The 15,033-nt window shown below is 51.2% G+C and carries 11 protein-coding genes, 1 tRNA gene and 1 rRNA gene; 12 read left to right on the forward strand and 1 reads right to left on the reverse strand.

Annotated elements, in window-relative coordinates:
* The first annotated feature begins 38 nt into the window (after window positions 1-38).
* Together P771_RS0111870 and argH are read left to right on the forward strand one after the other, a co-directional pair.
* On the forward strand, window positions 39-1,244 hold the full coding sequence (locus P771_RS0111870; protein WP_028575308.1) for an argininosuccinate synthase: 1,206 nt from the start codon (window positions 39-41) through the stop codon (window positions 1,242-1,244).
* Window positions 1,245-1,283: 39 nt separating this feature from the next.
* Window positions 1,284-2,687: an argininosuccinate lyase gene (gene argH / locus P771_RS0111875; RefSeq protein WP_028575309.1), complete on the forward strand. Its 1,404-nt coding sequence runs from the start codon at window positions 1,284-1,286 to the stop codon at window positions 2,685-2,687.
* 70 nt (window positions 2,688-2,757) lie between these two features.
* Here the strand turns inward: argH and P771_RS0111880 are convergent.
* Window positions 2,758-2,851 (reverse strand) — tRNA-Sec (locus P771_RS0111880).
* Window positions 2,852-2,992: 141 nt separating this feature from the next.
* On the opposite strand from P771_RS0111880, the gene ftsH reads away from it, so the two are divergent.
* The 10 genes from ftsH to P771_RS0111935 all read left to right on the forward strand — a co-directional run.
* A complete protein-coding gene (gene ftsH / locus P771_RS0111885) occupies window positions 2,993-4,900 on the forward strand; it encodes an ATP-dependent zinc metalloprotease FtsH (RefSeq protein ID WP_028575310.1) in 1,908 nt (635 codons plus the stop codon).
* A 110-nt stretch (window positions 4,901-5,010) separates the two neighbouring features.
* The gene (gene folP / locus P771_RS0111890) at window positions 5,011-5,781 is read left to right on the forward strand and encodes a dihydropteroate synthase (RefSeq protein ID WP_435050731.1); all 771 of its coding nucleotides are present in this window, start codon (window positions 5,011-5,013) and stop codon (window positions 5,779-5,781) included.
* Window positions 5,772-6,524 (forward strand): diadenylate cyclase CdaA, encoded by a 753-nt coding sequence (cdaA, locus tag P771_RS0111895; RefSeq protein WP_028575312.1) that lies wholly within the window; start codon window positions 5,772-5,774, stop codon window positions 6,522-6,524. Before folP ends, cdaA begins: the two co-directional genes overlap by 10 nt.
* A 1-nt stretch (window position 6,525) precedes the next feature.
* A complete protein-coding gene (locus tag P771_RS0111900; protein WP_028575313.1) occupies window positions 6,526-7,425 on the forward strand; it encodes a CdaR family protein in 900 nt (299 codons plus the stop codon).
* Window positions 7,426-7,472: 47 nt separating this feature from the next.
* The gene (gene glmM, locus P771_RS0111905) at window positions 7,473-8,834 is read left to right on the forward strand and encodes a phosphoglucosamine mutase (RefSeq protein WP_028575314.1); all 1,362 of its coding nucleotides are present in this window, start codon (window positions 7,473-7,475) and stop codon (window positions 8,832-8,834) included.
* A gap of 153 nt (window positions 8,835-8,987) precedes the next feature.
* A complete protein-coding gene (gene galU / locus P771_RS0111915) occupies window positions 8,988-9,857 on the forward strand; it encodes a UTP--glucose-1-phosphate uridylyltransferase GalU (RefSeq protein WP_028575315.1) in 870 nt (289 codons plus the stop codon).
* Complete coding sequence (locus tag P771_RS0111920; RefSeq protein WP_028575316.1) at window positions 9,848-10,600, forward strand: hypothetical protein; 753 nt, start codon at window positions 9,848-9,850, stop codon at window positions 10,598-10,600. The genes galU and P771_RS0111920 overlap by 10 nt, the downstream gene beginning before the upstream one ends.
* Window positions 10,601-10,660: 60 nt before the next feature.
* Complete coding sequence (priA, locus tag P771_RS0111925; RefSeq protein WP_035244411.1) at window positions 10,661-13,009, forward strand: replication restart helicase PriA; 2,349 nt, start codon at window positions 10,661-10,663, stop codon at window positions 13,007-13,009.
* A 59-nt stretch (window positions 13,010-13,068) separates the two neighbouring features.
* Window positions 13,069-14,451 (forward strand): asparagine--tRNA ligase, encoded by a 1,383-nt coding sequence (asnS, locus tag P771_RS0111930; protein ID WP_035244414.1) that lies wholly within the window; start codon window positions 13,069-13,071, stop codon window positions 14,449-14,451.
* Window positions 14,452-14,812: 361 nt separating this feature from the next.
* Window positions 14,813-15,033: ribosomal RNA gene (locus P771_RS0111935) — 16S ribosomal RNA — on the forward strand; the annotation flags it as partial.

Raw genomic sequence — 15,033 nt, forward strand, 5'->3', positions numbered from 1 at the left:
GGCACCTTGATGTGCTGTGGCTAATACGGAGAGCAATGATGGCGGATATCAAGAAGGTTGTGCTGGCTTATTCAGGTGGTCTGGACACGTCTGTCATCCTCAAGTGGATTCAACAGACCTATTCCTGTGAGGTGATTGCTTTTACGGCTGATCTGGGCCAGGAAGAAGAACTGGCCGGTCTTGAGGAAAAAGCTCTGTCCACCGGGGCTGCCAAGGCATACATAGAGGATCTTCAGGAAGAGTTTGCCAGAGATTTTGTCTTCCCCATGTTCAGGGCTGGAGCTATTTACGAGGGCCGCTACCTGTTGGGAACGTCCATAGCCAGACCTCTGATTGCCAAGAGAATGGTGGAGATAGCAGCCCAAGAAGGAGCCCAGGCAGTAGCCCATGGTGCAACCGGCAAGGGTAATGACCAGGTCAGGTTCGAGCTGACAGTAATGGCCCTGAACCCGGGCCTGAAGACCATTGCTCCCTGGAGAGAGTGGGATCTGCATTCCAGAACTGAGCTGGTGGCCTTTGCCAAGGCCAACAATATCCCGGTTCCGGTGACCAAAGAAAAGCCTTACAGTTCGGACCGAAATCTTCTGCACCTGTCTTTTGAGGGCGGAGAACTGGAAGATCCCTGGGCTGAACCCGGACCAGGCAGTTATCAGCTGTCTGTGCCCCCGGAGCTGGCCCCGGATGATCCGGAAATCATCAGCATTGAATTTGAACAAGGCGATCCGGTCAGAATTAACGGGGAAAGCATGAGTCCGGCCCGGCTGATCAAGAAGCTCAACTCCCTGGGCGGACGACATGGTGTTGGCCGTCTGGACATGGTGGAAAACAGGTTCGTGGGCATGAAGTCCAGGGGTGTATATGAGACACCCGGCGGGACCATTCTTTATGCAGCTCACAGGGATCTGGAGGGGCTCTGCCTGGACAGGGAAAGCATGCTCCTCAAAGACGAGCTGGTTCCAAAGTACTCGGCCATGGTTTACAACGGCTTCTGGTATTCTCCTGAAAGGGAGGCTCTGCAGGCCTTGGTGGATAAGACTCAGGAAAGGGTCACCGGTGAAGTCAGGCTGAAGCTGTATAAGGGGGGAGTATATCCTCTGGCCAGAAGGTCACCCTATTCCCTGTATAATCCGGACCTGGCCACCTTTGAAAAGGACGAGGTCTATGATCAGCAGGATGCAGCCGGATTCATCAGGCTGAACGGATTAAGGCTCATGTCTCTAAATTTGGGGTCAGGACGAAAATAACCCTTTTTCAGGATCATCCTGCAGGACAGTACAAGATCAATGAAACAAAGAGAGCAGGAAAGTTCCAAGCTCTGGGGAGGCCGGTTCAAGGAGAAAACATCTTCCCTTGTTGAACAGTTCACCCAGTCCCTGGATCATGACCGCAGACTTTATGCCCAGGATATTGCAGGCTCCAAGGCCCATGCTGCCATGCTGGGTCGACAGGGGGTGCTGACCGCTGAGGAGGCCGGGGTCATCATCAGTGGTTTAGAGCAGATCCGTATGGAGATCGAGTCCGGGATTTTTGTTTGGAGTCCTGAACTTGAAGACGTGCATATGAATATTGAAAAGCGTCTGACCGAGATAGTGGGGCCGGTGGGTCAGAAGCTGCACACAGGGCGAAGCCGTAATGATCAGGTGGCTCTGGATTTTCGTCTTTTTGTCCGGGAAAGTCTTTTATTGTGGCAGAAAGAAATTAAAGTACTTGTGCAGGCCATACTGGGACAGGCTCAAAAGAACAGAGAGGCCATCCTCCCGGGGTACACCCATCTCCAGCCGGCCCAGCCAGTAAGTCTGGCCCAGCATCTCCTGGCCTATGCCCAGATGCTCAAAAGAGATCATGAACGGGCTGAAGACGCCTTGAAAAGAGTTTCTGTTTCGCCACTGGGGGCAGCGGCCCTGGCTGGAACAACCTACCCTTTGGATCCAGGGACAGTAGCCGGGGAACTGGGGCTGGAAAAAGTCTTTGCCAACAGCATGGACGCTGTTAGCGACAGAGATTTTGCCCTGGAAGGACTGTTTGTATCCTCTTTGATCATGACCCATTTAAGTCGGCTGAGTGAAGAAATTATTATCTGGTCAAACCCGGGTTTCGGTTTTATATTGCTTCCTGATGCATACTCCACAGGATCATCCATCATGCCCCAGAAGAAGAATCCCGACGTTGCCGAGCTGGTCAGGGGCAAGACCGGATCGGTCTTTGGAAGGCTTGTATCTCTTCTGACCACCATGAAGGCCCTGCCCCTGACCTATAACAGGGATATGCAGGAGGACAAGGGGCCGTATTTTGAGGCCCATGATACAGTGGTTTCGAGTCTCCGGGTGATGTCGGGCATGGTGGAAGCTATGGAGTTTGATAAAAAGGCCATGGTTAAGGCCTTGAAAAAAGGTTTTTTGAATGCCACTGAGATGGCTGACTATCTGACTTCCAGGGGGATGCCCTTCAGACAGGCCCACCACGTGACCGGAGAAGCTGTGGCCTTTGCCGAGAAAAAAGGAGTTGGTCTGGAGGATCTGGCTCTGGAAGACCTGAAGAGTTTTTCTGATCTGGTGGACAAAGATATTTATGATGTTCTGGATTATGGGCAGGCTGTAAAGCGAAGAAACACCCCTGGCGGAACCGGTCCGGAATCGGTCTCCGTCCAGATGGCCGGGATCAGCTCCTGGCTGAATGAAAGTGCCTGAACAGGGGGTTAAGAAGGCCCTGGAAACACTGATTGTCAGTTGGATTCTGGAAACCAGCACCAGGCAGAAGTGGCGGAAGCGTATAGGAGTCGAACCTACCGAACGGGGTTAACCGTTCCACTGGATTTGAAGTCCAGGCGCCACACCGGTGACGAAACGCTTCCGCAGAGAACGTCTATTAGCAGTAACAATAAGACAAGGCAAGACATATTGTCCCGACGGATAAGGGGTCTTGCTTAATCAAACATAATAAAGGAAACTGATTTTTTCTGAAATCAAGGTCGGTTTCGGCTGGAGGTAAGGATTTGAATAATTTTTCTAGAAACCTGTTGCTCTGGGCAACCATATCCCTGGTGATGATCATCCTGTTCAACCTGTTCAATCAGCCGCAGGTACCCCAGTACAAGTTGACATACACTGAGCTGCTTACCAAGGTCAACCAGGGCGAAGTAATGGCGGTCAAGATTCAGGGCCAGAAGGTCACTGGAGTGCTCATTGATGATCGCAGGTTCACTTCTTTCATCCCTGATGATCCGGGCTTTGTGGATCTGCTGGTCAAGAACAATGTCCAGGTGGAGGCCGAACCTGAGGAGCAGGGATCATGGCTGGCCACGATCTTTATTTCCTGGTTCCCCATGCTCCTGCTTATAGGTGTCTGGATTTTTTTCATGCGCCAGATGCAGGGGGGGGGAGGCAAGGCCATGTCTTTTGGCAGGTCAAAGGCCAAAATGATTTCCCAGGAGGACAGCAAGGTCACTTTTGCTGATGTGGCCGGAGTGGATGAGGCCAAAGACGAATTGAGCGAGGTGGTTGACTTTCTGAGCAATCCCAAGAAGTTCACCCGGCTGGGAGGACGGATACCCAAGGGGGTTCTGCTGGTCGGGTCTCCAGGAACAGGAAAGACCCTGCTGGCCAGGGCCGTGGCCGGGGAGGCCGGGGTGCCTTTCTTTTCCATCTCAGGTTCGGACTTTGTGGAAATGTTTGTGGGTGTTGGTGCCTCCAGGGTCCGGGATCTTTTTGTCCAGGGCAAGAAAAACGCTCCTTGTCTCATATTTATTGATGAGATCGATGCAGTGGGACGGCAGAGAGGGGCAGGCCTGGGAGGCGGACATGATGAAAGGGAGCAGACCCTGAACCAGCTCCTGGTGGAGATGGACGGGTTTGAATCCAACGAAGGCGTCATCCTGATTGCTGCCACCAACAGGCCGGATGTTCTTGATCCAGCTTTGCTCAGACCGGGCCGGTTCGACCGCCAGGTGGTGGTGCCCAATCCGGACGTGGCGGGCAGAAAGAGGATTCTGGATGTCCACAGCCGAAGGACTCCGCTGGCCCCGGGTGTGGATATGGAGGTCATAGCCAAGGGAACACCGGGATTTTCCGGGGCTGACCTGGAGAACCTGGTCAATGAGGCTGCCCTGCATGCAGCTAAACTGGACAAGGAACAGGTCAGTATGGAGGATTTTGAAGAAGCCAAGGACAAGGTTCTCATGGGCAAGGAAAGGCGCAGTCTCATTCTGAGCGATGAGGAAAAAAAGACCACGGCCTATCATGAAGCCGGCCACACCATAGTTGCCAGGCTCCTGCCCGGAACCGATCCCATCCATAAGGTCTCCATAATTCCCAGGGGTAGGGCCCTGGGAGTGACCATGCAGCTCCCGCAGGATGAAAGATATAATTATTCCAAGACATATCTGGAAAACAACCTGGCTGTGCTTCTGGGAGGACGGGTGGCTGAAGAGCTGGTGTTCAACCAGATGACTACCGGCGCTGGCAATGATATTGAGCGGGCCACCAAGATGGCCAGGAAGATGGTTTGTGAGTGGGGCATGAGTGATACCTTGGGCCCCCTGGCTTTTGGCGGCCGGGGCGAAGAAGTATTTCTGGGCCGGGAATTCACCCAGCACAAGGAATACAGCGAGGAAACCGCCAGGCTCATTGATGAGGAAGTTAAGAAAATTGTCCGGGACGCCTATGAGAAAGCCAAAGAGCTTTTGCAGGAACATACTGACACCCTGCACAGGCTTTCAGAGGCCCTGCTGGAAAGGGAAACCCTGACCGGCAAGGAGGTGGAGATGGTCATGAACGGGGAAGAACTACCTCCCCTGGAGGAAAAGATGCGTAACGGAGACCCCGGACCTGGCGAGGAAAAAAAAGACAAGGAACCTGACAAGACCGAAGAAAAAAAAGAGGATGAGGGCTTCAAGATTGAGTAGCAGTTGTCTTCTGAACAATAAGTAATACCATGGAAGAAAACAGTTTGACGAAATGGGTGCTGAAAGGGGGTAGGGTCATGGGCCCTGCCCCTTTTTTGATTGCAGGAATATTGAATGTTACTCCTGACTCGTTTTTTGACGGGGGAAGCCATCAGAGCCATGAAACTGCTGCAGACGCCGGCTGCAACCTTATTGCCCAGGGTGCGGACATGGTGGACCTGGGTGGAGAGAGCACCCGGCCTTTTTCCCAGAGGGTTGATGCCCCTCTGGAGCTGTCCAGGGTTTTGCCGGTTCTTAAAAAAATCCTTGAAAAGCATCCCCGGGCCAATGTATCCATAGATACATACAAGGCCTCTGTTGCTGATGAAACCTTGAGATCAGGGGCGGTTGCCGTCAATGATGTCTCAGGATGCCGTTTTGATCCGGACCTCCCGGACATCCTGGCCCAGCACCAGCCGGGTTATGTCCTCATGCACAGTCTTTGGCCGCCTGAAACCATGCAGGATGCCCCCAGCTACGGGGATGTGGTCTCAGATATCTGTTCTTTTTTTGAAGAGCGTCTTAATGTCCTGATTGGTAAAGGTCTGTCCCAAGACCGGATAGTGCTGGATCCGGGCATTGGATTTGGAAAAACTCTGGAGCACAACCTGGAAATTCTGCGCAGGATCCAAGAGTTTAAGACATTTGGCCTTCCCCTGTATCTTGGTCTTTCCAACAAGTCGGTCTGGGGAAAGCTGCTGGGACTGGCACTTGAAAAAAGAGGCATGGTCACCCAGGTGGCTGTAGCTCTGACCGCAGCCAAAGGTGTGGCTGTCCACAGGGTCCATGATGTAGAATCCACCAGGAATACTTTGGAACTATTTAAGAGCATATGGTTTTGAATCTAGGCTTTGTTCAATTCGGATGGCGCGACATCGTTGATATTGTTGTTGTGGCCTTTATTATTTACCGGGTGATCCTGCTGGTGAAGGGTACCAGGGCGGTCTCGGTTTTTTACGGTCTGCTCCTGCTCCTGGTCATCTACTACTTTTCCGGAGAATTCGGCCTGCACACTCTGCATTGGCTCCTGGCCAACTTCCTGGGCTCCCTGTTTCTGGTCATCATCATTCTTTTTCAGCGGGACATCCGCAAGGCTTTGGCCGAGATGGGCGCAGGCAGGCTCTGGTTCAAATCAAGGCCGGGCCTGGTCATCCTTGACGAGCTGATCCTGGCCCTGGTGGCCATGGCTCAGAAAAGAATCGGGGCCCTTGTGGTCATTGAAAAGAACACTCCCTTGGGCGATGTTGTTGAATCAGGAGTTGAACTTGATTCTTCCTTTTCCAAAGATCTTCTGGAAACCATTTTTTATCCCAACACCCCATTGCACGATGGGGCTGTGGTGATCCGGGACGATAAGATTGTGGCTGCCGGATGTATTCTACCCCTGGCCGTGGGCATCAAGTCCAAGTGGGACTTTGGCACTAGGCACCGGGCTGCTCTGGGCATTACTGAAGAAACCGATGCCATCGCCATAGTGGTTTCTGAAGAAAGGGGAGCCATTTCCGTGGCTATAGGAGGAAAACTCATTACCGCCCTGGATGAAGTCCGTCTGAGAAGAGTGCTGTCCACTGCCTGGGAAAAATGAGATGTTTAAAGTCAACTGGCAATACAGAATCATAGCAGCTGTGCTGGCTCTGTTCTTCTGGTATCTTATCAGTGGTCAGGAGAAGGTGGAGATATGGCTGAATGTGCCGGTTGAAATCGTTAACCTTCCTTCAGACCATATGATCAGGAGTGGAATGGTGGGGTCTGTCCGGGTCAGATGCAGGGGGACCAGCACCATCCTCAACAGGCTGGAGACCGGCAGGATCAGTTATACCCTAGATCTTAGCGGGATCAGGAGGGGCAGCAATGTCGTGGTTCTTGACCCCAAGAACATCAACCTTCCCAGGGCCATGGAGGTGGTCGAGATTTCCCCTTCCAGGCTGGAGCTGGATGTTGACCGGATCCTGACCAAAACAGTTCCAGTGAGGATAAGCTGGCAGGCCCATATCAGCCCTGATTTTGAACTCAAGGAAATTCGGGTGGAACCTGAACATGTAAGGATAAGCGGGGCTGCCAGAGTGGTGGAACGGATCGAGGAGATCGAATCCAGGCATATTGAAATCAGGGATGAAACCCCAAGAAGGGTCATCCGGAAAGTCGGACTGGAGCTTTTTCCGGAGGTGGACTCATCAGTAGGAGAGGTCCTGGTTGAGTTCGTGTTTGGCCCTGTCCTGGAGGAAATCTGGGTGCGCAAGCCTGTGCAGGTCATTGCTGATGAAGGAGTGGACTACAGGATTGAGCCTGATCATGTCCGGGCCAACCTGGCCCTGCCCAAGACCCTCTTGCGCACTGAGGGCTGGCGGGATGGCATTGGCTATTTTATCCGCATAGACCAGGAAATGGAGCCGGGCGTACATGAACTGCAAGTAGGGGTGGATATGCCAAGAGACGGACAGGTGGTGGAGAAGCGCCCGGAAACCATCAGAGTCGAAATAAGGTGACCGTATCCGGAATCAGATCCGGACAAGATATATTTAAGGAGTTTCTTATGCGCAAAAAACTGTTTGGAACAGACGGGCTTCGAGGTCAGGCCAATATTTTTCCCATGCTTCCGGAGATAGTCCTGAGACTGGGGCTGGCAGCCGGTCAATACTTTCGTAACGGCCGCCGAAGACACCGGGTACTCATCGGCAAGGACACAAGATTATCCGGATATGTCTTTGAGAATGCCCTGACTTCGGGTTTCTGTGCTTCGGGCATGGATGTTTATATGGTGGGTCCCATGCCTACTCCGGCCATTTCTTTTCTGACCAAAAACATGCGGGCTGATCTGGGCGTGGTTATATCCGCCTCCCACAATCCGTTCATGGACAACGGCATTAAATTTTTCGACCAAATGGGATTCAAGCTGTCTGATCAGGTTGAGGATGAAATTTCCGAGATGGTTTTGTCACCGGATATCAACTGGGCTCATCCTCAGCCGGAACTTATGGGCAGGGCCACTAAAATCGTGGACAGCCCGGGTAGGTACATCGTTCACCTCAAGAACAGCCTGCCCAACACCATGAGCCTCCAGGGAATGAAGGTGGTCATTGATTGTGCCAATGGAGCCACCTACAGGGTCGCCCCCCTGATATTTGAAGAGCTGGGGGCAAAAGTCATTATGACCGGAGTTGAGCCCGACGGGCTGAACATCAATAAAAAGTGCGGTTCACTTTACCCTGAGGTGGCAGCCAATATGGTCCTGGAACATGGGGCTGATCTGGGCCTGACTTTGGATGGAGACGGTGACAGGCTCATAGCCATTGATGAGAACGGAGTGGTCCTTGACGGTGATCAGATTATGGCTATCTGCGCCATGGATCTGATGGAAAAAGATTCTCTTCCAGGCAACCTGCTGGTATCAACCGTTATGAGCAATATGGCCCTGGAAGTGTTCATGGGTTCCATAGGCGGCAGTCTCATCCGGACCAAAGTGGGAGACAGATATGTTGTTGAAGCCATGCGCCGGAAAGGGGCCATCATGGGCGGAGAACAGTCAGGCCATCTTATCTTTCTTGATTATTCAACCACTGGCGATGGAATCCTGGCCGGTATCAGGCTGTTGCGGATAATGCTGGAAAAAAACAAACCACTGTCTGAACTCTCCAGGCTGCTGACTCCGTTTCCCCAGAAACTCATCAATGTCCATGTTGAAAGAAAAATACCTTTTGAGGAAGTGGAAAACATCAGAAAGGCCCTGGAAAAGGCGGAAAAGAGCCTGGGCAAGAAAGGAAGAGTCCTGCTCAGATATTCTGGAACCGAGTCAGTGGCCAGGGTCATGGTGGAGGGAGATGATGAAGCCCTAGTTGAAAAATGGGCTTCAGACCTGGCTGAAGAGGTGGAACACGGACTCAGAGCTGATTCCTGATTCTGCTGGCTGGCAGGATTAACCAACTTGTTTTTATCTGCTCATAAGATTAAGCTGAACAGGAAGGTCTCAGGGTCAGAGAAAGATTATATTGAAAATGAAAAGACCTCTGGGTTATCATTTGGTAAGTATCATACATAAAAGGAGTTTTACGTGGAAGCCAAGAAGGTGATTATTCCAGTAGCCGGTTGGGGAACCAGGTCATTGCCTGCCACCAAGAACGTTCCCAAGGAGATGCTTCCTGTTTATAAAAAACCAGCGGTCCAGTACGTGGTGGAAGAAGCCATTGATTCTGACCTGAACGATGTGGTCTTTGTAACCAACCAGCAAAAAAGGATCATTGAGGACCATTTTGACTACAACCTGTCCCTTGAAGCCCTGCTCCGCAGGTCGGGCAAGGAGCATCTTTTGAAAGATGTCAGGCAGGTTGCTGAAATGGCAAATATAATTTCCGTACGGCAAAAAGAGCAGTTGGGTCTGGGACATGCAGTCCTCTGTGCCAGAGAGGTAGTCAAACAGGAGCCTTTTGCGGTCATGGTGGGAGACGACCTCATGTTCAGCAGGGAACCGGCTATTAAGCAGCTCATGGAAGTAGCCAAGACCGAGCATATGCCTGTGGTGGGAGTTGTTGAGGTGCCCCTGGAAAGGGTCTCCAAATACGGCATCATCCAGGGAGAGGAGTTTGCACCCGGGCTTTACCGGGTAAGACAGGTCTTTGAAAAGCCTGATCCCAAAAATGCCCCGTCCAGGCTGGCCATAGTTGGCAGATATGTGCTTACTCCGGAAATATTCGAATATCTTGAGAATCTGGAGCCAGGATATGATCTTGAATATCAGCTGACCGACGCCCTGCAGGCCCTGGCTCAGAACAAGAGACTTCTGGCGGTCAAGCTTGATGGAAGACGGTTTGATATTGGAGACTGGGCCGACTATCTGACAGGAAACATATACTTCGCGCTGCAGGACGAGGAACTGCGCGATGAACTGCTTCAAAGGCTGGAGGAGTTTTTGCCTTGCAAATAGTCAGGGGGCTGGCTCTTTTGATCAGCTTTATATTATGGACAGTTCCATCTTCCGGCCTGGCTGGGTCCGAATCGGATCTAGCCAAAAGGATTGAGAGTTACCGGTCCGGCATGGACAGCTATTCTCTGGCCATGGATTTTGTTGACCAGGGAGTTTCTTTGCGGATCTGGCAGCAGGGACAGGACTGGCGGCAGGAATGGGTTCAGATAACCGGGGCTGGAGAAAAGGTGGCAGCAGTGGCTGTGGGAAGAGGTCAAACCGTCCTCATGGCCTATGGCCTGTCTGAAATATATCCGCCTCTGATCAATGTTTTATTTTACAGTCTGGACTGGTGGAAAGACCAGGGGCTGGACCCTGAGCGGCAAAGCTATCATTTTTTTCATGGCCGTCCGGCCCTGGCCTTAGGCATGTCTGATCCTGATGATCCAGGGCCTCAGCTGTGGCTGGACAATGAAGAACTGGTTCCTATCCGCACTTTTTTTTCCAGGGCCGGAAAAATACTGGATCTGGGCTGGCTTGAACAAAGAAATGTGGGCAACTATAAGCTGCCCCACAAATTAATCATTGATTCCGGAGAGAAAAAACTGGTCTGTCAGATCAGATGGAGGGAGATCGGTTCGTCTCATGATAAGCTCCTTTTTTCTTCTGAACGGCTTGAACAGTCCTTTTCTCAGGCAGTGCTCAGGCCACCGGACCTGGTTGCAGAGTATTATCTCTGGCAGGCTGTTTTGTTTGGAGAATAGTATTTTCTTCTGTCCCAGTCCCGGACCTGATCAACATTTCTCTTTTGATTCCGCCAAATAATGTCAAATTACCATCATTCCCGGGCGATATGGTCTGTAGCCGTACTGAGCCCGCCTTACAAAAGTCTTGTCTATCAGGAGCCTGAGTATTTTTCAGCCCAGACCTGGACGCCCGGGCTGAGGGTCACGGTTCCCATGGGCCGGGGGGACGTGCTCAGGGTTGGAGTGCTGGAGACTCATGTGCCCATGGGTCCTTTGAAGAAACTCAAAGATATTCACTGGCCCCTGGAAAGGGAGCCTCTTATTTCCCGGGAATACCTGGAAATGATTCTTGAACTCTCCAAAAGACACCTGGTTCCCCTGGCCAGAATCCTGGCCAGTGTCCTGCCTGAAGGACTGCGCCGCCTGCCGGATGCCCTTGTTATAAAAGGGTCCGGTCAAAAGGTTCCTTTTCCCGGGCCAGGTTCCGATAAAAGGCACCTTAAAGACCTTGCAGACTCCTGGATGGCTGGTGAAGCTGATTTTTTTTCCAGGAGCAGGGTGTCTCAAAAGATTATTTCCGTGGCCAAAGATCCTCCCTGGCCGATTTTGCCCAATGCCAAACTGCAATGGAAGATTATGGATCTGCTGTGGGAGCAGGGGGAGGTCACAGGGTCCCACCTCAGAAAGGTCTTTGGACCTCAGGTTGGGACGAGCATCAAGTCATTAACGGACAAAGGACTGGTCAGGGTTCAGATCCAAAACCCTGAAGGGGGGCAGGCCAGGGCTTGTTCCGGGAAGAGGATTGACTATGAACTGACACCGGATCAGCAGGAGGCCCTGTCTTTTTTCCTGCCCAAGCTGGGCAAAAGGGTTTTTGACGTCAGTGTTCTGCATGGTATAACCGGTAGCGGGAAAAGCATTGTTTATCTGAACCTGGCCAGGGAGTGTCTGGAAAAAGGAAGGTCTGCCGTTATCCTGGCCCCGGAAATAGCCATTGCAGCTCAGCTTTATGCCCTGATCTGTACTTCCCTGCCTTCCAGCAGGGTTTTTCTGCACCATGGTCTTAAAGGCTCAAAAGACAAAGAATCTCTTTTTCTTGCCCTGTCCAGATCTGAGGAACCGATCATCCTGGTGGGCACCAGGTCGGCCCTGTTCATGCCGCTTCAGAATGTGGGACTGATAATTCTGGATGAAGAACATGACGAATCATTCAAACAGGATCAGGTCTTTGTTTATCAGGCCAAGGAGATAGCTCACTATCTGGCCAAACGGGATGATTCGGTTTTGATTCTGGGATCTGCCACTCCTGATGTAAAAAGCTTTTATGCGGCCAGGGAAAAAAAAGTGAACCTGGTTACCATGAACAGTCGGGTGGGCAAAAGCATTCTGCCCAGGGTCAGTTTTGTTGATCTGAAAAAAGATCCGCCTGGATTCGGTCCTTTGTCCAGCAGATGTGAAAAGGCCTTGAAAGAGACCCTGGGCAGGGGCGAGCAGGCCATAATCATGCATAACCGCAGAGGGTATTCCCCCATCATCATGTGCAGCGACTGTTCGGAAATCGCTAGGTGCTCGGAATGCAAAGTGAGTCTGACCCTGCACAAGCAGAGGCAAAGGCTGGTATGCCACTACTGCGGCAAATCCCTTCCGTTTTCCATTTTTTGTGAGAACTGCCGGGGAGCTGAATTTGTTCCAGTGGGGGACGGTACTGAAAAGATTGAAGAGTTTTTTATAGAAAAATTAAAAGACATAAATGTATTGCGACTGGACAGGGACAGCGCCAGGAACCCGGCCAGGACTGAGGAGATACTGGACGCCTTTGCCGGGAACCGCGCCCAGGTCCTGGTGGGAACCCAGATGCTCAGCAAGGGACATACCTTTCCCAATGTGACCCTGTGTATTGTCCTGGACGGAGACCTGGGGCTGGGACTTCCTGATTATCGTTCTTCTGAAAGGACCTTTCAGCTCCTGGTCCAGCTTTCAGGGAGGGCCGGCAGAGGAGACAAGCCTGGTCAGGTCTTCATACAGACCAGGAATCCTGAACATTTTTGCTGGCAGTTTGTTGCTGCTTCCGACTATCATGGTTTTTTTGAACAGGAGTTATCCAGGCGAAGGCTTTTTGGATACCCTCCGTTTGTCAGGCTGGGGCTTATAAGATTGTCCGTTCCAGCAGGATGGAGCAAAGGCGAGAACTTGCTTTCCGAGCTGCGAAGATTTTCCCCGGGCATTGCGGATAAATTTGGAGTCAGGCTTCTGGGACCGGCAGCGGCCCCATTGTCAAGATTGAAAAACAGGGATAGATACCAGTTTCTGGTCAAGGCCAGGGACTGGACCAGCATCAAGCATGTTTACTGCCAGCTGGAGCCGTTCTGGAAAAAACACAGAAACATCAGGGCCAGTCTGGATCTGGATCCCATGAACATGCTCTAAGGGCTTCAGCAGATATTGCAGATGACTTTGAGCAAGTGTCATTGAACAGGAGCAAAACAGTGAGAATTAGAGTCAAACAGGCATTGAATTCCCCAGAAACCCGATCCAACATCCAGGTCAAGGGGTGGGTGAGAACCAAGAGACAATCCAAAGGATTCTGTTTTCTGGAGGTCAACGACGGGTCCTGCCTGAAAAATCTGCAGGTGATCGTTGATCAGGGTGTGCCGGGATACGAGTTCATTGATCAGGTGAATACCGGAGCTTCTGTGGATATAAGCGGTGATCTGGTGTCATCTCCCGGGAAAGGCCAGGCCTGGGAAGTAAAGGCATCTATGATAGCTTTGGTGGGCGGAGCAGACCCGGAGTCCTATCCCCTGCAGAAAAAAAGGCATTCGGATGAATTTCTTCGCACTATTGCCCATTTGAGGCCCAGGACCAACAAGTATGGAGCCATGAACAGGATTCGTTCGGAAATGAGTTTTGGAGTGCATAAGTATTTTCATGATCTTGGATTCAACTATATTCATACTCCCATTGTAACCGGGTCGGACTGTGAAGGGGCTGGAGAAATGTTTCTGGTCACAGCCCTGGACCTGGACGATCTGGCAGCAAAGGGCAAACGGGTGGATTTTGAAATAGACTTTTTCGGCAAAAGGGCTCATTTGACTGTTTCAGGTCAGCTCAATGCAGAGAATCTGGCCTGCGCCCTTGGCGATGTGTATACTTTTGGCCCCACGTTTCGGGCGGAAAATTCCAATACTCCCAAGCACGTGGCAGAGTTCTGGATGATTGAGCCGGAAATGGCTTTTGCCGATCTCAAAGATAATATGGATCTGGCCGAGGACATGGTTAAGAAGATGCTGATCCATGTCAGGGAGAACTGTCCTGACGATTTGGAGCTTTTTACCAGATTCGTGGACAAGGACCTGGAATCCAGGCTGGACAATATCATCAACAAGGCCTTTGTCCGTCTGCCCTATGTCCAGGCCATAGACATCCTTAACCAGTCCGGGCAGCAGTTTGAGTTTCCTGTTGAATACGGACTGGATCTTCAGACTGAGCATGAAAGATTTCTGTGCGAGCAGCATTTCAAGGCGCCGGTGATTCTTTTTGATTATCCCAAAACCATCAAACCTTTCTACATGAGAGTCAATGATGATGATCAAACCGTGGCTGCCATGGATGTTCTGGTTCCCGGGGTGGGCGAACTGGTGGGAGGCAGCCAGCGGGAGGAGCGTCAGGATGTTTTGGAGTCCAGGATTGATGAGACCGGACTGAATAGAGATGACTACTGGTGGTACATCGACCTCAGACGGTTCGGCACTGTGCCCCACTCCGGGTTCGGCCTGGGGTTTGAGCGGCTGCTCATGCTGGCCACTGGGGTGACCAATATCAGGGACGTGATCATGTTCCCTCGTACCCCCAAGGGTCTGGAATTTTAGTATTTTTCTTTTGAGAATAGTTTTGGGCTTAATTTCTGAGAAGAAATTTTTGTTTTTTTGAAAATAGTTGTTGACACCCAGGCTGATCCTATTTATTAACTCGATCTTTCGGCGACACGAAGCCGGATTCAGTTCATTGATTAACATATTGAGAAAAAAGGGAAATTTCCTTCTTCAGAAAGAAAAAGCTTGACATTGATCCAGCTCATCTTTATAAGTTGAAGTTTCCTGATTCATGTTCCTTGACAATTAAATAGTGAGCCGATTTTTAAGATTCAAGTAGGTTTTTCATTTTCGAGTGGAAGCTTACGGGTCTAGTTTGTTTTGAATGAGTTACTAATAGGTAGCTTTCTAGTTATTTTAACTGGAGGGTTTGATTCTGGCTCAGAATGAACGCTGGCGGCGTGCCTAACACATGCAAGTCGAGCGAGAAAGGGGACTTCGGTCCCTGAGTAAAGCGGCGCACGGGTGAGTAACGCGTGGATAATCTACCGAGAGGACCGGGACAACTTTGCGAAAGCGGAGCTAATACCGGATGGTCTGCATTTGTTTATTGCATATGTAGTAAAGGATGGCCTCTGA

It is taken from the genome of Desulfonatronovibrio hydrogenovorans DSM 9292, from assembly GCF_000686525.1.
Classification (GTDB): domain Bacteria; phylum Desulfobacterota; class Desulfovibrionia; order Desulfovibrionales; family Desulfonatronovibrionaceae; genus Desulfonatronovibrio; species Desulfonatronovibrio hydrogenovorans.

Excerpts from the sequence above, each read along its gene's own strand:
- P771_RS0111870 (WP_028575308.1), top strand. The coding sequence starts at position 39 with ATGGCGGATATCAAGAAGGTTGTGCTGGCTTATTCAGGTGGTCTGGAC.
- argH (WP_028575309.1), top strand. The coding sequence starts at position 1,284 with ATGAAACAAAGAGAGCAGGAAAGTTCCAAGCTCTGGGGAGGCCGGTTC.
- cdaA (WP_028575312.1), top strand. The coding sequence starts at position 5,772 with ATGGTTTTGAATCTAGGCTTTGTTCAATTCGGATGGCGCGACATCGTT.
- P771_RS0111900 (WP_028575313.1), top strand. The coding sequence starts at position 6,526 with ATGTTTAAAGTCAACTGGCAATACAGAATCATAGCAGCTGTGCTGGCT.
- glmM (WP_028575314.1), top strand. The coding sequence starts at position 7,473 with ATGCGCAAAAAACTGTTTGGAACAGACGGGCTTCGAGGTCAGGCCAAT.
- priA (WP_035244411.1), top strand. The coding sequence starts at position 10,661 with ATGTCAAATTACCATCATTCCCGGGCGATATGGTCTGTAGCCGTACTG.